This is a genomic window from Pristimantibacillus sp. PTI5 (genome assembly GCF_048572955.1).
Classification (GTDB): Bacteria; Bacillota; Bacilli; order Paenibacillales; family Paenibacillaceae; genus Pristimantibacillus.
Genome location: NZ_CP183886.1, coordinates 5,409,278 through 5,428,015, shown reverse-complemented (window position 1 = coordinate 5,428,015; position 18,738 = coordinate 5,409,278). Strand labels below are relative to the sequence as shown.

The 18,738-nt window shown below is 48.0% G+C and carries 15 protein-coding genes and 1 pseudogene; all 16 read right to left on the bottom strand.

The genetic code is table 11. The annotated features are described in order from the left end of the window. A complete protein-coding gene (locus ACN6MW_RS24130) occupies positions 1 to 2,016 on the bottom strand; it encodes an alpha-L-arabinofuranosidase C-terminal domain-containing protein (RefSeq protein ID WP_419872414.1) in 2,016 nt (671 codons plus the stop codon). A gap of 35 nt (positions 2,017 to 2,051) precedes the next feature. Beyond that, positions 2,052 to 2,948: a carbohydrate ABC transporter permease gene (locus ACN6MW_RS24125; RefSeq protein ID WP_419872413.1), complete on the bottom strand. Its 897-nt coding sequence runs from the start codon at positions 2,946 to 2,948 to the stop codon at positions 2,052 to 2,054. Positions 2,949 to 2,964: 16 nt separating this feature from the next. Beyond that, positions 2,965 to 3,921, bottom strand: a complete 957-nt coding sequence (locus ACN6MW_RS24120; RefSeq protein ID WP_419872412.1) for an ABC transporter permease — start codon at positions 3,919 to 3,921, stop codon at positions 2,965 to 2,967. Between the two features lie 33 nt (positions 3,922 to 3,954). After that, positions 3,955 to 5,544 carry an extracellular solute-binding protein gene (locus tag ACN6MW_RS24115; RefSeq protein WP_419872411.1) on the bottom strand — a complete coding sequence of 530 codons (1,590 nt, stop codon included), beginning with the start codon at positions 5,542 to 5,544 and terminating at the stop codon, positions 3,955 to 3,957. Positions 5,545 to 5,668: 124 nt separating this feature from the next. Beyond that, on the bottom strand, positions 5,669 to 7,309 hold the full coding sequence (locus tag ACN6MW_RS24110) for a response regulator transcription factor (protein WP_419872410.1): 1,641 nt from the start codon (positions 7,307 to 7,309) through the stop codon (positions 5,669 to 5,671). Between the two features lie 3 nt (positions 7,310 to 7,312). Beyond that, complete coding sequence (locus tag ACN6MW_RS24105) at positions 7,313 to 9,109, bottom strand: sensor histidine kinase (protein WP_419872409.1); 1,797 nt, start codon at positions 9,107 to 9,109, stop codon at positions 7,313 to 7,315. 76 nt (positions 9,110 to 9,185) lie between these two features. Next, positions 9,186 to 10,040: an AraC family transcriptional regulator gene (locus tag ACN6MW_RS24100; RefSeq protein ID WP_419872408.1), complete on the bottom strand. Its 855-nt coding sequence runs from the start codon at positions 10,038 to 10,040 to the stop codon at positions 9,186 to 9,188. 600 nt (positions 10,041 to 10,640) lie between these two features. Further along, positions 10,641 to 11,144 (bottom strand): DinB family protein, encoded by a 504-nt coding sequence (locus ACN6MW_RS24095; RefSeq protein WP_419872407.1) that lies wholly within the window; start codon positions 11,142 to 11,144, stop codon positions 10,641 to 10,643. A 128-nt stretch (positions 11,145 to 11,272) separates the two neighbouring features. After that, entirely contained in the window at positions 11,273 to 11,812 is a 540-nt protein-coding gene (locus ACN6MW_RS24090; RefSeq protein WP_419872406.1) for a DinB family protein, read from the bottom strand. A 650-nt stretch (positions 11,813 to 12,462) separates the two neighbouring features. Then, positions 12,463 to 13,302, bottom strand: coding sequence for a carbohydrate ABC transporter permease (locus ACN6MW_RS24085; RefSeq protein ID WP_419872405.1), 840 nt, complete (start codon positions 13,300 to 13,302; stop codon positions 12,463 to 12,465). Between the two features lie 13 nt (positions 13,303 to 13,315). Continuing rightward, entirely contained in the window at positions 13,316 to 14,212 is an 897-nt protein-coding gene (locus ACN6MW_RS24080) for a carbohydrate ABC transporter permease (protein WP_419872404.1), read from the bottom strand. Between the two features lie 72 nt (positions 14,213 to 14,284). Further along, positions 14,285 to 15,607, bottom strand: coding sequence for an ABC transporter substrate-binding protein (locus tag ACN6MW_RS24075; RefSeq protein ID WP_419872403.1), 1,323 nt, complete (start codon positions 15,605 to 15,607; stop codon positions 14,285 to 14,287). Then, positions 15,594 to 16,547: a ribokinase gene (gene rbsK, locus ACN6MW_RS24070; protein ID WP_419872402.1), complete on the bottom strand. Its 954-nt coding sequence runs from the start codon at positions 16,545 to 16,547 to the stop codon at positions 15,594 to 15,596. Before rbsK ends, ACN6MW_RS24075 begins: the two co-directional genes overlap by 14 nt. A gap of 30 nt (positions 16,548 to 16,577) precedes the next feature. Further along, positions 16,578 to 17,051 carry an RpiB/LacA/LacB family sugar-phosphate isomerase gene (locus ACN6MW_RS24065; protein ID WP_419872401.1) on the bottom strand — a complete coding sequence of 158 codons (474 nt, stop codon included), beginning with the start codon at positions 17,049 to 17,051 and terminating at the stop codon, positions 16,578 to 16,580. 177 nt (positions 17,052 to 17,228) lie between these two features. Then, entirely contained in the window at positions 17,229 to 18,233 is a 1,005-nt protein-coding gene (locus ACN6MW_RS24060; protein WP_419872400.1) for a LacI family DNA-binding transcriptional regulator, read from the bottom strand. Between the two features lie 238 nt (positions 18,234 to 18,471). Beyond that, positions 18,472 to 18,585 (bottom strand): annotated as a pseudogene (locus tag ACN6MW_RS24055) (RNA polymerase subunit sigma); the annotation flags it as partial. Positions 18,586 to 18,738: the final 153 nt, after the last annotated feature.

Sequence of the window (18,738 nt, the reverse complement as noted above, 5' to 3'; positions counted from 1 at the left end):
CTATTCTTTCTCCTTCATTACAAGTACATAAACGGAAGTAGGGCGCAGCGGGTAGCCGAGCTTCCATTCTTCGGCAGGGACGACTCTTTCCTTACATAAAATCCGTTCTGGCTCGAACACGGAATTGACATCATCGTAGGAATCTCCCGTTATTTCATATAGAATCGTTTCTTCCGCAGCCTCGAAGGCTTGCAGGTCAAGCACCGCCTTCACCTCGTTCAAGCTGCGGTTCACGATAAATACGGATACGGAGCTGCGGTCTTCGTTCGTGCCGGCCGCTATGTCAAGATCAGGCAGCGCGTCCAGTGAGATTGGCGTCTCCCTGAGCGACGGAACGGTAAACCTCCCGCACTCGGCTGCGACGGGGAGAGTATGCCGAACATCCCGATTCGCGTAAAGCTTCATCACTTCATAAGTTGGCGTCCCGTATACGGTAAGAGGCAACCCGCTCCAGCCGGGCTCCTTGCCGCAATATTGATCGGCATAATAATCGCCAACGCGGATGCATCCGCCGAGCCAGCCGTTCACCAGATCGGAGAAGCTGCCGATGTGAACCATATCGCTGCAGCGTATCATTTCGTTCAGATTAGCTGCATTGGCAACCGCCGCGCCCAATGTATGCTCGTTCGGCAGCCCTTTCCGAATCGTGTTCGGATAATACATCGTGTTGTATTCCGTAATGGCCAGCTTCACATGGCTGTGCTTCGCGTCCGCAAGAATATGCTCTGCCGTCTGCTTGATGTGGTGACGGGTAAACTCGGGATAAGAAGCGATCGCCTTATACCGATCCTCCGCAGGCGTATTCCGGTTCATACCAAAGGGACCGTAGCCGTGATACAAGTGCAGGGTAAGATAATCAAAATGTTCACCGGCCAGATCGAGGACGGTCTTGTTCCACTCCTGCTCGAAGTGGCCGCAGGCCAGAAGCACGATGGAGGGATCTGCCGCCTTCATGGCTTTCGCGAAGGAAACCGTGCGTCTAGCGAACTGTTCCGCGGAGCAAGTGCCGACCTGCCACTGTCCCCACACCTCATTGCCAATCTCCCAATAGCGGACATTATACGGCTCGGGATTCCCGTTCGCTGCACGCTGCGCACCCATGGGCGTATCGACGCCGCCGTTGCAGTATTCAATCCACTGCGCGGCTTCCTCTGGCGTGCCCGATCCGTCATTTACGCAGATGAGGGGCTCCACCTGAAGCTCCCTGCAGAACCGAATAAATTCGTCCGTACCGAAATATTTGCTGGTCCAGCCTCCCCACGCTTCGTTGTACATGACTGGTCTCTCGAGAACCGGGCCTATCCCGTGCTCCCAGTGGTAGGCGCTGATATAGTTGCCGGCGAGCCTCATCATCCCTGCGTTCAGGTCCCGCGTCATGTCGATCACTTCGCGCTTCACCATGGCGATGCTGTCTACCGGTAATAGCGACACATGATCGAGCCAAAGCATCCCAGTGGATACGTGATCGATCCACCTCGGGTGATCCGCCGGAACGTATACTCGGATTTCGGCATCGGCGCATTCGCAGGCAATAGACAGCCGCGCCTCGTACTCACGCCAGTTGTGGCTGCCCGGTTCGATCCGGACTTGTCCGAGAAGCTCATCCGAGCGCCTGTCCACCGCTTCTACGATGATGACCTTCAGCTCGACGGAGGCACGGGCCACAAGCTTAACCGCGTAATCCGCTGGTCCTTTGAGCGCGGCTTTCTGCGCGATTCCCGCATAGGCTTCGTCATCGCTCAGAAGGCGGATGCGCTGGGCGCGCCCCGAATGCTTCGGGGCAGGCGCCTCCAGCGCATATTTGGTGTTCCGCCCGTTCGTATAGGCGTACCAGCTTCCGGCTGTCTCTTTCTTCGTCTCGGCTTCGCTCTCGAAATCCATATCCTTAAGCGGAAACGCGAGCATCGCTTCCATATGATCCCGAATGTCTTCAACGAAATGGCCAAACAAGTAAGGGTTGACCGTATGCTCGCTCGTTCGGCTGCAATCAATCGTAATCTTCGCGTTCGTATTCAAAATAAGCCTCCTGCTGATTTGTCGTAATGGTTGTTTTAACCTTTAATCGATCCGATCATAACGCCCTTGACGAAATGCCGCTGCACGAATGGATACATGATCAATACCGGCAAAGTGGAGACGATAATGACCGCGAACTTAATGCTCTCAGCAAGCAGGATCTGATCCTCCAGTCCGACGCTGCCGCCCTCGATGGCTGCCGATTGGCTGATCATAAGAATTTCGCGCAGTACAAGTTGAAGCGGATGCAGGGCTTCGTCGCGGATATAGATCAGCGCGGCGAAGAACGAATTCCAATGGCCCACCGCATAAAACAAAACCATGACAGCCAATATCGGTTTGGATAGAGGCAATATAATGCTAACCAGCAGCCTCCAGTTGGAGCAGCCGTCCATGTGGGCAGCCTCCTGCAGCTCCCATGGAATGCTTGACTGGAAGTACGTACGCATCACGATCAGGTTGTAGGTGGCGATCGCCCCGGGGACGATCAGCGCCCACATGGTGTTGACCATCCCCAGATCCTTGACCAGCAAATAGGTTGGAATCAACCCTCCGCCGAGAAACATAGTAAGCGTGATCAAGACCATGATCGCACCCCGTCCGGGAAGATCTGGGCGGGATAAAGGATACGCTGCCAGTATCGTCATGATGATATTGATGACCGTGCCGACCACCGTATAGACGATGGTATTACGATACCCTATCCAGATTTTATCGTTGTGCAAAATGTTCGTGTACGCATCCAATGTCACGCCCTTCGGCAGCAGCCATACTTCTCCATTCAGCACCTTGGCCGGATCGCTGAACGAAGCGCTGACGATAAAGAGCAGCGGATAAAGCACAATGATAATGATGACTGCCGCAATCGCGTACACGATGACGTCGAACACCCGTTCATCCGACGTTTTTCTTATGGCCTGCAGCTTCGACATGCCTGTGTTCCCTCCTTTACCATAAGCTCGTCTCTGACGTCTTGCGCGCAAACCGGTTCACCATCAGCAGCAGGATGAGATTGATGACCGAGTTGAACAGTCCGATAGCCGCGGTGTAGCTGTATTCTCCCTTCAGTATGCCTGTCGTATAGACAAACGTGGAGATGACGTCGCTTGATTCCAGGTTCAAGTTATTTTGCATGAGTAAAATTTTCTCAAAGCCGACGTTCATGAAATGGCCGATATCCAGAATGAGAAGGATTACGATGACCGGAGCTACGCCCGGCAGCGAGACATGCCATATGCGTCTCAGCCTCGATGCTCCGTCCATCTTGGCCGCTTCGTATAGCTGCGGATTCACCCCGCTGAGCGCCGCAATGTAGATAATGGATTGCCACCCCATGTTCTGCCATATGTTCGAACTGATGAAGATCGTCTTGAACCAGCCGGCTGCTTCCAGGAATCGGATCGATGTGCCGCCGAATGCCTCGATCAGCATGTTGACCGGTCCCGTCGGCGAGAGGAATACGTTCAATATGCCTACGATAACGACTACTGAAATGAAATGGGGGATGTACGTAATATTTTGCAGCCATTTGCTGAAGGTTTTGCTTCGGATCTCGTTAACAAGCAGCGCCAGCATGATCGGAATTGGGAATGCGATGAGCAGCGAAAACAAGTTGATGGACACCGTGTTCCATAGCAGCCTCCAAAAGTAATACGAGTCGAAAAACCGTTCGAAATGGCCGAAGCCTTCCCAAGGACTGCCGATGATGCCTTTGGCCGGATTGAAATTTTTAAAAGCGATTTGCAGCCCGTACAGCGGACCGTAGTGAAAGATCAAGTACCAGGCAATCGGCAGAAGCAGCATGAGGTACAGATCATACCGTTTAGCTATATTCCTGAGCAGGCCGGATCCGCGCTTGAACTGGCTATGGGACAGAGCGGCTGCACCTTCTTGCGCGCTCTTCATGAGCATTCACTCCTTATCTATGTTCAGCCGGTATTATTTCTCCATCTTGTCATATGCTTCTTGATAAATCTTCTCCAGCTCGTCGATCTTCATTTTCTTCAAAGTAGCCTGGAATGTGTCCCACTTATCAAAGCTAAGCGCGCCGACGATAAACTTCGTGCTTTGCTCGTCGATATATTTGTCGATGTCGTTGCGCAGAATGTTAACCTTCTGAGCGGTCTCTTCATCGAACATCGGAGCAGCATAACGGATCTTCGGCATGTACGGCTCCAGCTTCGCGTACGCCTCTTGAACTTGCGGCGGATTGATGAAAGATGCTACTTTGTCGCTGATCAAGTGAGGCGCGCCGCCGCCTGCGTATGGTGTCATCTTTCCCTGCGCGCCTGTTATTGCCAGAAAATCCTCTTTGTAATACGGCATGCCGTCCTTCAGCTCGTAATGCTCGCCCTCTCTGCCAAAGCGAAGCAATGTGGAGCCTTCGTCGCTGTAGAAATAATCGATCCAGCGCATCGTCGCTTCCGGATATTTGTTCACGGATGTAATAGCGAAAGCTCCGAAGTCGCGTGGCACCGGCGCTACCGGGCTTTGCATCTGGTCGCCATGCGGGCCGGCTGGAGGAGCGGTGCCGACATATTGATCCTGAATCGGCAAGAAATTGTTGTTCGTCTGGTCGAAGAATAGACCCGCATTGCCCGATCCTTGCTTCGCTAGATATTGTGCTTCCGTATGCGCGAAGATTTCCTGGTCCAGAAGCTTCTCGTTGTACAGCTTGTTCAAGTACATCAGCAGCTCTTTGTGCTTCTCGTCGCTGCTCCAAATATTGATCTTACCGTCTTCGATGTTGATGTTATAGCCTAGCTGCAAATCCAGGCCAAACGATCCGGCCATCATGTTTAAGATAGGTATCCCCGCTGCCCCCTTACGCGCGGTCATAGGAATTTCATCCGGTTTGCCATTGCCGTTCGGATCTCCATCCCGGAAAGCGAGGAGCACTTTATACAGCTCATCCGTCGTTTTGGGCTCTTCCAGGTTCAGCTTCTCGAGCCAATCTTTGTTGATCCAGCGTTTGTCCGTACGCGCCGAGCCTGTTGTTACGATGCCGGGGATCGAGTATATATGTCCTTCCGGAGTCGTAATGCCCGAGCGGATCTCCGGATATTGCTCCATCAAGGTTTTCAGATTAGGCGCATACTGCTCAATCAAACTCTCCAGCGGAATCAGCTGGCCGGCCGTCCCGTAGCGAATAGTCTCAAGCGGATTGAGTTCCGATCGGTACAACGCATCGGGAAGCTCGTTGGACGCGAACAATAGATTTTTTTTCTCCGCGAAGCCGTCAGTAGGAGCCTCGGTAAATGCAACCTGAATGTTACTTGATTTCTCATAGTCTTGGAACACCGGCATATCATTGAACGGCCCGTTAGCGGGCGCGATTCGCGTGAACATCTTGAGCTTGATCGGTTGTTCCACGATCGGGAACCCTTCCGCTTTAACAGCGCTTTCAGATGCAGGCGAAGGCTGGTTTTCTGTCTTTGAGCCTCCGTTATTGTTGTTGCTGCAGCCGGTCAGGATCAGACCGGAAACGATCATCGTAGTAAGTGCGTTTCTTCCCCATTGTCTACGCATGAATCTGTGACCTCCAATGTTCTATTCACCGAATTTTGTAACCGTTTGCCAGCGGTGTCCACTCATTATAATTCACCCGTTTCCCCATAAAGTTATAATAATATGACTATTTACTCCACATATTTTACAACTTCGCTTCAGCCCCCCCGCCTCCCAATCCGTTCAAATACGTTTGGGGCGTCACGCCCGTCATTTCCTTGAACACTCTAAAAAAATAGTTGTAGGAAGAAAAGCCCGCTTGACTGCTGATTTGCTTGAGCGAGTATTGACCGCTTTCCAGCAGGTTTCGCGCCGCATCGATCCGGACCCGGTTCAAATATTCCGAGAATGTCGACTTCGTCTCTTCTTTGAATATTCTGCTTAAGTACGATGGATTCAGCCCGATGCCGCCTGCTGCCAGCTCAAGCGTAACGCCGCCCGCATATCTTTCCAGAATAAATCCTATCGCTTGAGACACATGCCGAGAATACGGTCCCACCGCATGCCGCTCCTTGAGTAGGCTCAATAGGTTGGCATAGAAGGCTTGCAGCCATCGCTCCATCTCTCCGACGCTTCCTAACCTGCCCAATTCGCTCCGCGGAGGAAGCCTGTCCATCGCAGAGTCGATCTGAGGCAGCCATTTCTTCAACACTTTATCCGCGATATGCAGCAGCTCGCTGATGATCATCTGCACGGAATGAGAGTGAACGGGCTGCCCCTTGATCGAATCGAATACGGATAAAATCAACCGCTGCATGCCGTCCTTATCGAGCGTTTCTATCGTGAGAAGCAACTGTTTCTGCTCCTCGATGGTTAAGGATACGCGCTGGCCGTATAAGCCGCTTCCCCTTCTGTTCGCTTGATTGGCCGATTCTGCAGTGGGGAATGAGTCAAGCGATCGCTCTGCAGACCCGTAGCTCGCTCCAAGATGTGATAGACTGCTGCATAAATGTCCGAGAGCATACTCGCACTTCAAATTCAGGAACAGCTCGAGCGCATGGCGAAGCTTGCCCATCATTCGGCCTGCCTCGCTTGCGGCGGCATGCTCGCTTCGTTCCTTGAACGCAAATACGACAGCCAAACGTCCGTTTTCAAGGTAAGCGGCCGTACGTTCTTGGATATCGCCCAGACTCTGCTGCATAATCTCAACGGCCTGCTGAACGAGCCGATTCGTCTGCACGTCGCTGCAGGATTGCGTGAGCAGCAGGAATGGTACAATCTGAAGCGATGCTGCAGCGTAACTTACCGTCTGAGGATATAAACCATGCTTCCGGGCAAAAACTTCGACTTCTTGGGCGGACTGCGGTTCGCCTCTTACCAGATCGGCAATATAACTGCGGATGAGAGCGGGATTCATACGTTCGCTCACAGCCTTTTGGTCGTTCCGGTCCTCCAGCATTCGATCCTCCTGCCGCAGCTCCAGGACCGCTTTGTTCAACATGGCGATAAGCGTTGCGCCGTCGAGCCGATGCTTCAGTAAATAATCGATGGCACCGTTCTTTAGGCAATCGCGCACGTAATCGTAGTCGTCAAAGCTGCTAAGCATGATCGTCTTGATGGCTGGATACCGTTCTTTGATCGTTCGATTAAGCTCCACGCCGTTCATCTCGGGCATATTCACGTCAATAATGGCGATATGCGGCGGAGACTGCTCGATCATCGCCAAGGCCATGACTCCGTTATGCGCTTCGCCGCAAATTTCGAAACCGTGCTTTCGGAAATCCACTAGCGTCCATATATCGTTGCGGGCCAGCGGTTCGTCGTCTACCAGCAGTACTTGAAACATGGCTTATATCACCTCTTGAGCGGATTTTTCCTTATCTTGCAGAACAGGAAAAGTAATGACGACTTTCGTATATCGTCCCAGCTCGCTGTACAGCTTCACACCGTAAGGTTCTCCATACATGCGAGCGATTCGTTCATGCACATTGCGCACCCCCATGCCGCTGAAGCGTGAAGGTGCCTCTCCTTTGCTATTCTCGCCCAACAGCAAATCCATCTGCTCACGAGTCATGCCTTTGCCGTTGTCCGTCACTTCGATTTTAAGGTTGTGGTTCTCTTCGCAAACGCGAATCATAACCAATCCCCCTTCCTCCAGCGGACCGATACCATGAATGATGGCGTTCTCCACGATAGGCTGCAGCATAAGCTTGGGCACCCGGTATTCCAGCAGGACTTCATCATCGATCGCCTCATACACCGGAATCGGCTGCATGTACTTATATTTCACGATGGAGACATAGCTTCGTACATAGTCCAACTCCTCTCGGACTGTAAGATATTCGTTGGAATTGCCTAGAACCCCACGCATCAGCTCGATTAACGAACCGGATACCTCCTCGATATTGGGCACCCCGTTCAGCTTGGCCAAATATTTAATGGTATTGAGAGAGTTGTATAGGAAATGCGGGCGTATCTGCGCCTGGAGTGCGGTCAATTCTGCCTCGCGCTTCTCCTTCTCACTGATTCGAATCCCTTCCAGCAGCCGCTTCAATTCCTCCACCATGCTGATAAAGACATGGTACAACTGCCCTACCTCGTCTTTTGTTTTGATTTCCTTCATCGGGAACGTCAAATTCCCGTCCTTCACCAGCATCATCATGGACTTCAGACGCCGGATATTAATGGTAATCCGGGAGGACACCTGAAGTGAGCAGATCAACACGACAATCAAGACAAACACCGAAACTTCAGCCATCAGCTTGCGGAGATTCGCAGATTCACTAAGCAGCGAATCCATCGGTATTAGCGCCAGTGTGGTCCAGCCCGTATATTCGGAAGAACGGCTAACGACGGTATAGGATCTTCCCGCGATGATCATCTCCGCTGCATCGCCAGGCCCCGTGAATTCTTGTCTGATGCTAACGATTTTCTCGATGGAAGGGGCGAAGGAAGGCGCCGATTCGGACTGATAAACGAACCCGCCTTCCTTATCGAGCACATACAGCATGCTATCGGCGGTCGGCTTCACTCCGTACGTTTTTTTGATGAAATCATAGTTTAAATCCACCAAGACAACGCCGATTGTCTCGCGGTTATAACGGATTTCGCGGCCTACGGTAATGGCATCCGACACGCCCGTCTGCTTCAAATAGGCATGGCGCGATCCGTTGCCCAGCGTATATTCCATCATCGGCGACCCGAGGATCGTCCGGTCCAGCCAAGGACCTCCGGTGAAGAATATCTTTCCGTTCAGCCCAACAACGGCAATCCGAGAAATATAAGGTTTATAATCGATCAGTACCGATAGAAATTCATCGATCCGCTTCTGCTCTAGAAACCATTCATAGCTGATCTCTTCCGACCGGCTGAGCAGCGTATCGATCACCGTGTTTTTGTTGGTCACCACCACGGTGTTGAGCCGGTCGATCTCTTCCAGCATGATATTGAGGGATTCATCCGCTTGGCGGATACTATCCGAAACCGAGGTAACCGCGTTATCCTTTATGGTCTCGCGCATATTCAAATAGACAATGCCGGAAATAGAGAAAATGGAAAGCAGGGCAACTAAACTAAATGCGATGAATATTTTTCCCTGGATACTTAAACTGGGTGAAATCCATCGTTGAAGGGTGGACAGCTTCATATTGAGAAATCTCCTTTATGGGCCTTAGGAAATGCTGTCTTTCAATCGCTTTCGAATTTAAAGTGCCTTCTCGAGGCTAACCGATCGTCTTCCGCAGCGTTAGGGGGGATTCCTTAAAATAAATTTTGAAGGCTCTCGTGAACGTGTAGAGGTTCGGATAACCAAGGGACAGGGCGATCTCCGTAATCGTCGCGTCCGTATCGAGCAGCAGCTGCCTTGCCTTGTCCATGCGGATCTTCTGCATGTACTTCATTGGGGGCATGCCCGCTTGGCTTGTAAACACATGGGTAAAGTAGGAGCGGTGTACACGCGCGAAATCCGCTACCTGCTGGACGGTTATACCTTCCAAGGCGTGCAATTCCATGTATTTCATGCATTCATGAATCCAACCGGCAAGTTCAGCCTCTTGGGAAGGTGCCGTCTCCGGAATCAGTCCGGCGAATAGCGCACAAATGAGGCTTTGAAGCTCCAATGCACCTGCCGGATTCCAACGCTGTGCGCCCGCCAGCGTATGAATGACTTGATCAGCCGATGCCCTAACGCGTGAGGTGACAGCATTCTTGCGAAAAGGTTTCTCTTGCGTTAAGTCTGCTAACTCTAGCAACGGCTTTGCCCTGTCGCCATCCACCGCCAACCAGCTCATTTGAAGCGGCCTGTCGGAGGGCAGCATGTCGTAGAAATAGGTACGGCCCGGAAACAAACAAAACACGTCGTCCTTCTGAAGTTCCGTCTGCTTGCCTTCGTACTCCAGCCGAACCTTTCCCTCCTGCACGAAGTGCAGACTGTAGCACTCGATCCTTTTGGGTCCTACTTTATAGTTGGGTTTGGCCAAAGAGCGACCCGCCCGGACCGGCCAAATACGTCCTTCCTTATCCAGATCCCCCGGCGTATAGTAAATGAAATCAGCAAACTCGTAATCGTATTCCTGCATTGCGACCGTCACTCCCGTCCTATGTTCTTTTCTCGCCAATTACAACATAATGACAACTATATCAATCTTCGTGAGTGCTGCTTAATACGCTGTTTTATAAGATTTATCATAATCGGAGCATGCTGATCTTGTCTAGTACACCTAACATTTTGCTAATGATATTCTCATTTTAGAGAATCCACTCATGACGAACACGGTTTTTCCCTTATTGGTTCTTGATCATTTCGAACACGTGTCAGGCTTTGCGAATTCGAGGCGCCGCCTTTGTTATTTCGCTATCCACTCCTTTTGCTTAATGTTTCCACTATGAAATAAACAAAAAAGCCCCCGACCAGTTCAAGGTCAGAAGCTTTCCTATAATCGAAGCATGCCGAAAGTGAATTTACCTCCTAAAATGCAACCATATGAGAATAAACATTCTTATACTCTCACAAATAACTCTAAAAAACTTCAAATTCAAATGATTTACAAGTAAACGCAAAAGTTTCGTACTCTTCTTCTTTAACCCTATAGTTTATACCTTCCAAAATCATTCATTCATGATAAAATGCTTAAAAATCCCACTTCTGCCAATCGGCCAAAGCGGGATATCGTCATACTCTATATTACCGGAGCCGGTGCACCAAACTCGGCCCACTGCTCTTTCGTCGGGCCGTAAAGATCCGGCACACGAAGGCCGGCTTGACGCATCAGGACCGTCATTTGACCGCGATGATGAATTTCATGCTTTACGAGCATATCCAGCGTCAAGCCGTTCGCCCATTGCTCGCCGTACATGTCGCTCATGATGAGCAAATTTTCATCCTTCCAGCTGGACTGTAAAGCATCAAGGAGCGCTTGCGAGGTCCGCTTATAGATCGCCGCAATGTCCGCTGCAGAAGCTGGCACCGACATATCTTCGCCAGGTCCTTCAAAAGACAATCCCGTTCGCGATGGCATTTCGTGCAACGTCTGTACAAGGTGCCATGCCAGACGCCCAAGCGTCCGATGGTCGCTCGTTATCTGTTGGCTTAGAGACTCGTCTGTGAGCGTCTCCAGCGTACGCAACGTTGCTGCCGTTTCATTTTTCCAAGTTGTAACAAAATCCTCGATGTGTTTAAACATATCTAACATCTCCCTTTAATAATGGAATAACACCATTATATCATTGTTTAATTTCAATATTTGTAAATGTGCCGGTAACACACCCTCTAACCCCTTCTCCATGATGCTCGCGGAAGCCGGTATTTTCCCTAATGGGCAAGAACTTTTGAGATACTCGTGTTTGATTCATCCTGGTACATAAAAAGTCCATATTCCGTCATTACAGAGGAGTGGCCCAGTTCACGAAGCATTGCAGAAAGATTTCCACGGTGGTACGTACCATGATTCACAACTTGTATAATAAATTCTGAATATCTGGTGTTGAGAATTCCAGCGTAAGGATTATCCAAGACAACCTCTTTCTCAAGATCAGCATGCTCGTTAATACATGCTTTGAATCTCACGGACAAATCGTCATACATAGCTTCCAGTTCCTCAAGGCTTCTAGCTTCTGCATCCGCCTCGATTTGAAAAGATGCTTCTAAAGCTTCATTCATACTTTTCCCCATCAGGATATCCAGCCAACCACAATCAACCTTGTATATATGTGCCATGACCTTCGACACCGAAGAAAATACGCTTTGAATTTCTTGATTGTATAGGTGATGCGGAAGCTCCTTTAATCGATTAAAAATTATTTTATTTGCCCATACATGATAATCATAAAATCTCGAACTATGATTTGTCATTGCAATTACCTCCGGTTTCTGAATTTACTTATGTATCCATCATACAATGGCTACCCTGACAACTGTATGTCAGGGTCAATTCCTCCACAGAAGCTGCTCTGTCATTTATCGCGTTTTTGGGCTTTCTGTTTCTTGTTTCAATACCGTATTCTAATGTTCAAGAAAAATAAGGATTAAACTGACCCCCATTTGAACGATGTGTAATTTGTGCAGTTCTGTTCTTGTCACTGTCATTGTCTCCTGTCCCCTAGTGAAATTATCACAGAAGAATACTCCAACAATCGATTACCAAATTGAAAAACACGGAGCTTCATGCTCCTGTCGTTCTGTCTTCCGGATGGATGGCAGGAACTGCTTCACTTTTCGCCATGCTGCATTCGGTCTCCCTTAACAACGTCTCCAGGCATTTATTATCCAGAAGACCTGCCTGATATGAGGATGAACACATCAGTCATTCATGATTTTTTCAGACAACATGGTGTGCTGATTTTTCACTAAGTGACAAGAGATCGCAGCTTGCATCGTTATGAGGCAAATCGAATTACTCTATGAGAAGCCCAGGACTTCACTGCAACCAGCAAAGCGGTCACGCCTGTCTATCGAACTGAACAAAAAAAGCTTCCGCTGCAGGAAGCTTTTTTGAGCCATTTTCACTTGATGCCGGATGTGGCAATACCTTCAACAATATAACGCTGAAAAAATACAAAGATCAGAAATACCGGAATAATCGATAAGATCGACATAGCGAACAACGAACCAAGCGCTGCTTCTCCTCCCGCGTCAGTAAACATCCGAAGAGCCAGCGTAACCGTATATTTCTTCACGCTGCTAAGATAGAGGAGCTGGCTAAAGAAATCATTCCACGTCCAAATGAAGGTAAAGATCGTTGTAGTCACGATAGCCGGCATGGTCAATGGCAGTATAATTCGTGTATAGATCCCAATCGGTCCGCATCCGTCGACCGTGGCCGCTTTATCTAATTCCTTCGGCAACGAGCGGATAAATTGTATAGTCAGATACACGAAAAATCCTTCGACTGCCAAAAACTTGGGTACGACAATCGGCAAAATGCTATTTACCCAATCCAATTTATCAAAAAGGATATACTGCGGGACAACTAACACATGAAGCGGAATCATCATGGTCATCAGCATGAGTGCAAACATTATTTTTTTTCCTTTAAACTCCAATCTCGCGAAAGCATATGCCGTCAATGAACAAGATAAAATATTCCCGATTACAGCTAGCACGACCATAAAAAGCGAATTCGAAAAGAAAGTGGAAAACGTTGTACCGGACGTCCCTTTCCAACCTTTTACGAAGTTGTCAAAAGTAAGCTGCCTCGGCCATAAAGAATTATCGGTCAGAATCGTTTCGGTGGGCTTAAACGAACTGATCAACATCCACAGTACAGGGTATAGCATGATCAAGATTCCCATGAGAATTAGTCCGTGAAGCAGCGGTTTTCTAATATCAAACGTTTTTACCATTCTGTCTCCCCCCCTAGTCTTCATAGTGAACCCATTTTTTGGATGCGAAAAAAATGATTCCCGTAAAGCATGCGACTATAATCAGCAAGATCCATGCCATAGCGGAGGCATAGCCCATCTGAAAATTACCAAAGCCGTTCTGGTACAGATAGAGTGTATAGAACAGTGTCGAATTCACAGGCCCGCCCGTACCGTTGCTTATAATGTAAGCCGGCGTGAAAGCCTGAAACGAACTGATAATCTGCATGATCGCATTGAACAAAATAATAGGCGACAGAATCGGAAGCGTGACATGAATAAATTGTTTGACTCTACCAGCCCCATCGAGTGACGAAGCCTCATAATAATCTTGTGGAATTTGTTTGAGTCCTGCCAGAAAAATGACCATGGGCGAACCAAATTGCCAAACTTTCAAGAAAATAATGGACCAAATCGCATAATCGGGCGACCCTACCCAGCTTGGCATATCAATCCCTACATAACCGAGAACCTGATTAACAATTCCATGCTCGCCAAATACTTGCTGCCATAAAATAGCAATCGCTACGCTTCCTCCGATCAACGAAGGAATATAATATAGCGCACGGTAGACACCCAGTCCTCGGATACCTTTGTTCAAGAGCAAAGCCAGAGCTAATGCGAACATCAATTCTAACGGAACAGCCACGAGAACATACGTAAAGGTCACTTTAATAGCTTGAAGATATTGCGGATCCTGATTGAACAGGGTCAGGTAATTTTTCAAACCAACCCAATCCGGCGAAGAAACAAAATTGTAATTTGTAAAAGAAAGATAGAGGGAAGTCAGAATGGGTATCATACTGAATACCAAAATTCCAATCAGCCAAGGCGTTAAAAACAAATATGGAATGATCCACAACCAACGTTTACTGTTAAATATGGTTGACATGGCTTGAACTCTCCTCTGTATGGAGTAGGAGCTCGAGAAATATCATACTCTCTTGAGCTCCCGCTAAATTACTTAACGGTTTAAAATTTGATCTGCTTGTTGAAAAAATTCATCAACAGCTTGAGGAATGGTTTTCTTACCAAACGCGATCGATTCATTGGTGGATAGGAGTAGCTTTTGAACGGAAGTGCTGCCTTCAGGCATGGCCGGATAAGGTTTCGAGGAAGCCATCATTTCGCCGATGAAAGCGTATTCTTTTTCTTCCGGAGCTCCTAATAACGGCTTGATTGCTTCTTGCATTTTTTTAGAAGCCTGTGGCCCATGCTCGCCTTTAAAAATAACAGCCGCATCCGGATCATTGACTACAAAATTAATCAACAATGCCGCTTCTTTCGGGTGTTTACTGTTTTTTGTAATGCCAAGCGATGCTACGATGAGCGGTACTTCCTTTTTACCATTCGGGTCCATTGGATAACTAACAATGCCGAGCTCATCTTTTGCGCTGCCTTGATAGATTTTCAGCTGATTAGAACTTTTGCTTATCATGGCTACTTTACCACGTGCAAGCATGGATTGCTCCTGGGTTTTATCTCCTTGCTCGGCTTGGATGGAAGGCGGAGGAGTTAATCCGTCTTTGCGCATCTGATCCCAGAACGTAAACCAGTCGATAAGATCCTGTTTCTCGATTCCCAAACCTTTATCCTTAAATACGGACTTTCCTCTTTGTTGGACGAACAGCTCAAGGGTACGATATACGCCGCCTTCGTCTTCCGTAGCCCAAGCATCTGCACCTAACGATTTTTGCAATGCCTTCGCGGCATCAACATATTCATCCCAGGTCCAATTAATTTTCGGAAGCTCGATACCGGCATTCTTGAACATTACCGTGTTATGTAGAACCCCGTTAATATTGTGACCAAGGCTCATTGCATACAATTTACCGTTAACCGTACCGCCGCCGATGTCGACAGGATCAAAATCGGCCGTATTCAAATCACCCGTTTCGACGAGCGGGTCAAGCTCAAGCATCAAATCTCTTGTCACGAAGTCATGTTGAAAGAAGCTGCTGGTTTGTATGACATCGGGAGCATTTCCGCCAGCTGCCTGCGTATTGATCTTCTCCGCATATTGGTTTTCGGTAGTGAATTCGCGGGCTACCGAAATGTTTGGATGCTTTTCCTCAAAAAGATCAAACAATTTATTCATTTTATCATGCCGTGCTTGCCCGCCCCACCAGGCAACCCGCAGTTCCACTTTCTTACCGTCACCCGCTGTATTCGTATCCGCTTTTGGACTATTGGTGCCATTATTGTCTGATCCCGCATTACCGCAAGCACTTAACATGACAGTTGAAAGAACAGCAGCGATCAAAAGCGTTATTTTATTTGATTTCATCGACAAGTTCCTCTCCATGACTCGGTTTGGTTGATGAAAAATGTTCCACTTGCCTTCTGCTCGGCATCGAAGCTTGAGCACCAAATTGCGTTACGGACAATGCCGCTACATCTTGGGCGAAGGTGATTGCATCTGCAAGATGTCCGCTTTCGGCATAATAAACACCCAATCCAGCGTTAAAGGAATCTCCTGCCCCTGTCGTATCAACGACTTCCATCTTATGCGCTTTCAATTGTTTAATCTGCCCTTCATTCGAATAAGCTACACCCTCTCCCCCGAGGGTCATTACAACCTGTCTGACGCCTTTTTCCACCAAATTGAATATGATTTCTTCAACCTCTACATTCCCCTCGGCCCTGCCGGTAACGATAAGCTTGCCTTCGGTTTCATTCGGAGTGAGGATATCGATCCTTTGGAGAAGCTCCTCCGTAAGCGGAACTGCCGGGGCAGGATTCAAAATAATCGGCACCCGGTGGTGACTAGCCAAACGGACAGCCTCTTCTACAACGGTCATAGGAATCTCCAATTGAATAAGAAGCAGGTCGGCTTGCCTGATGATAGACTCAGCCCGTCGAACATGTTCGACGGTCATCCGACCGTTTGCGCCTGGAGCTACCACAATGCTGTTATTGCCTTCCTGGTTGACCGTAATCAATGCCACCCCGGTTGCACCTGGAGATATCGTTACATAATCAGTCTCAATATTCTCTTGTTCCAGATTTTTCAACAATACCCGACCCCATTCGTCATCCCCGACACAGCCGACCATGTGAACATTCGCGCCTAACCGGCTGGCCGCTACTGCTTGATTGGCACCTTTTCCGCCAGGCAATGAACAAAATGTACCGCCCGTAATCGTTTCTCCCTCTAACGGAATCTTCGGCGCCGTAACGATCAAATCCATATTTAAGCTTCCAACTACAACGATTTTTGGCGACACAGTCAATGGACCTCCCTTAAGACTACCGTTTTATTCGGAACGAACAGAGGCTGATGGTCCGCTTTGACGTTCCATTTCGTGCAGCTTTCTGACCCGTCGGCGGAACTCTTCCTCTGTGCTAAACTCAGCATTCATGTAGGCTTCGAGCAATTCAGCAACTAATACTGGTCCTATTATTTGCGCACCGACGCACATAACATTGACATCATCATGCTCCACACATTGATGAGCGGAGTAAATATCATGACAAACGGATGCCCGAATGCCCGGAATTTTATTTGCTGCAATACAAGCACCCACCCCTGTTCCGCATACCATAACAGCCCGATCTGCATCGCCGGAGAGAACGGCTCCGCATACCGTACGGGTAATATCCGGGAAGTCAACCGGATTACTGTCAAATGATCCATAATCCGTAACCTCGTGTCCCAATCCTTTTAATGCGTTTATAACCGTTTCCTTTAACGGAAATCCGGCATGGTCTCCTCCAACAGCTATTCTCATGTCATTGCCTCCAAGTTATGAAATTTTAATAATTTACTGAAACTAACGAAATTAACGTTTTTTTGGTTAATCGATTTACTGAAATCGTTAAAAAAAACAATCTTACGTCCTACTTTACCACCAATCAGTAATGTTCGTTCGAAAGACTGTCTCTTTACGAGATTTTTTGACGAGTCCCTATTCACATCCACATGAGCGTCTAATGATTAGCTCTGTATCCATATACATAATTTCCCTTTTAACGTCTTTTTCTTTTATTCTAGCTAACATTAAACTCCCTGCATTTACACCAAGCTGATAAGCTGGCTGTCTTATCGTCGTAATCGGCGGATCAACAATTTCTGCCCAGTCCGGATCGTCATATCCCAAAACAGCAATCTGACCTGGAATATCAATTTCAGCTTCCTTTAAGTACTTGTATGCCCCGAGCGTCATTGAGTTATTTGAAATAAATACGGCATCAGGCTTGATCTCCTGCTCTATTAGTTCCTTCATCTTTTCGTATCCGCTCTCTTTGGTGAAGGCCCCTTCTTTCACAAGCTCTTCGCGGCCGATGACGTCGTAATCTTCAAGCGCTCTCATGTAGCCAATCAAACGGTCTTTCCCGGTACTTATTGAAGAAGGTCCTGTAATAATGGCTATTTTTTCATATCCGTGCTTTATCAGATGTTCGGTAGCGGAATAGGCTCCGCGTATATTGTGAGTCATAATGACATCAGAGTTCATGAACTCTGGACAACGGTTTAAAAAGACAATCGGGACTCCCGTTTTATCGAGCGAGCGGAAATAATCGCCTGAATTTCCAGCGGAGGAAACAATCAACCCATCTACCCTCTTGCCGATTAACACGTCTAAGTAATTGCGTTCTTTCTCGATAGAAGAATTAGTGTTACAAAGCAGGATGTTGTAGTTGCTTTTAGCCAATTCTTCTTCCAATCCCCTAACAACAGCCGAAAAGAAAGGATTCGCAACGTCGGAGATTAATACTCCGATGATCTTAGATTCCTGCATCCGAAGGCTCTTGGCTACAATATTAGGCTGATAATTGAGTTCCTGGATGGCAGTATCAATCTTAGCTTTGATTTCATCGCTTACGAACTTCGTTCCGTTTAATGCATTCGAAACGGTCGCCGAGGATACGCCAGCCAAATTAGCTACCTCTTTAATGTTGGCCCGCTTCACTTCGTTTAATCACCTCCAGTAAATCGATTAACTAGATTATATAGCCAAACATCTTTGCCTGTCAACCATATTTGTATGCGTTATCATAACGAGGATTTAAGGGCGTCAATCTTTGATGTGATATTTTTTCAACCAACAGATTTAAAACGACCACTGAAATATATAAAAGCCACGTCATGAAGACAGGGCCATTGTAACCTATGAAAGAACTTATTCGAACAATATTAATAATGACCTGTCATCTCTTCGCCTTATAAAACTCATGATAAAGCTTCATGAGCACCCTCTTCTCTATACGCGAAAACCGATTAATTCCAAGCTCATTCGCGAGCTCGCGCTGTGTGCACTCATCCATTGAACACCTATCTGATTCAATCCGATTTACAAGATCGTTTGCAAGAATATTGAACGATTCGGAAGTTGTTGAACTCTGAAGCGATACAGCAATTGAACTTTTACACGAAATCGGACATCTCTGCCATCGCTTATCGCTTATGGTTTAATC

What these genes read in the sequence shown, in the direction of transcription:
- ACN6MW_RS24100 (WP_419872408.1), bottom strand. Translation starts at nt 10,040, where the DNA reads ATGCAGGAATACGATTACGAGTTTGCTGATTTCATTTACTATACGCCG.
- ACN6MW_RS24105 (WP_419872409.1), bottom strand. Translation starts at nt 9,109, where the DNA reads ATGAAGCTGTCCACCCTTCAACGATGGATTTCACCCAGTTTAAGTATC.
- ACN6MW_RS24075 (WP_419872403.1), bottom strand. Translation starts at nt 15,607, where the DNA reads ATGAAATCAAATAAAATAACGCTTTTGATCGCTGCTGTTCTTTCAACT.
- ACN6MW_RS24080 (WP_419872404.1), bottom strand. Translation starts at nt 14,212, where the DNA reads ATGTCAACCATATTTAACAGTAAACGTTGGTTGTGGATCATTCCATAT.
- ACN6MW_RS24090 (WP_419872406.1), bottom strand. Translation starts at nt 11,812, where the DNA reads ATGACAAATCATAGTTCGAGATTTTATGATTATCATGTATGGGCAAAT.
- ACN6MW_RS24110 (WP_419872410.1), bottom strand. Translation starts at nt 7,309, where the DNA reads ATGTTTCAAGTACTGCTGGTAGACGACGAACCGCTGGCCCGCAACGAT.
- ACN6MW_RS24065 (WP_419872401.1), bottom strand. Translation starts at nt 17,051, where the DNA reads ATGAGAATAGCTGTTGGAGGAGACCATGCCGGATTTCCGTTAAAGGAA.
- ACN6MW_RS24115 (WP_419872411.1), bottom strand. Translation starts at nt 5,544, where the DNA reads ATGCGTAGACAATGGGGAAGAAACGCACTTACTACGATGATCGTTTCC.
- ACN6MW_RS24125 (WP_419872413.1), bottom strand. Translation starts at nt 2,948, where the DNA reads ATGTCGAAGCTGCAGGCCATAAGAAAAACGTCGGATGAACGGGTGTTC.
- ACN6MW_RS24085 (WP_419872405.1), bottom strand. Translation starts at nt 13,302, where the DNA reads ATGGTAAAAACGTTTGATATTAGAAAACCGCTGCTTCACGGACTAATT.
- ACN6MW_RS24120 (WP_419872412.1), bottom strand. Translation starts at nt 3,921, where the DNA reads ATGAAGAGCGCGCAAGAAGGTGCAGCCGCTCTGTCCCATAGCCAGTTC.
- ACN6MW_RS24095 (WP_419872407.1), bottom strand. Translation starts at nt 11,144, where the DNA reads ATGTTTAAACACATCGAGGATTTTGTTACAACTTGGAAAAATGAAACG.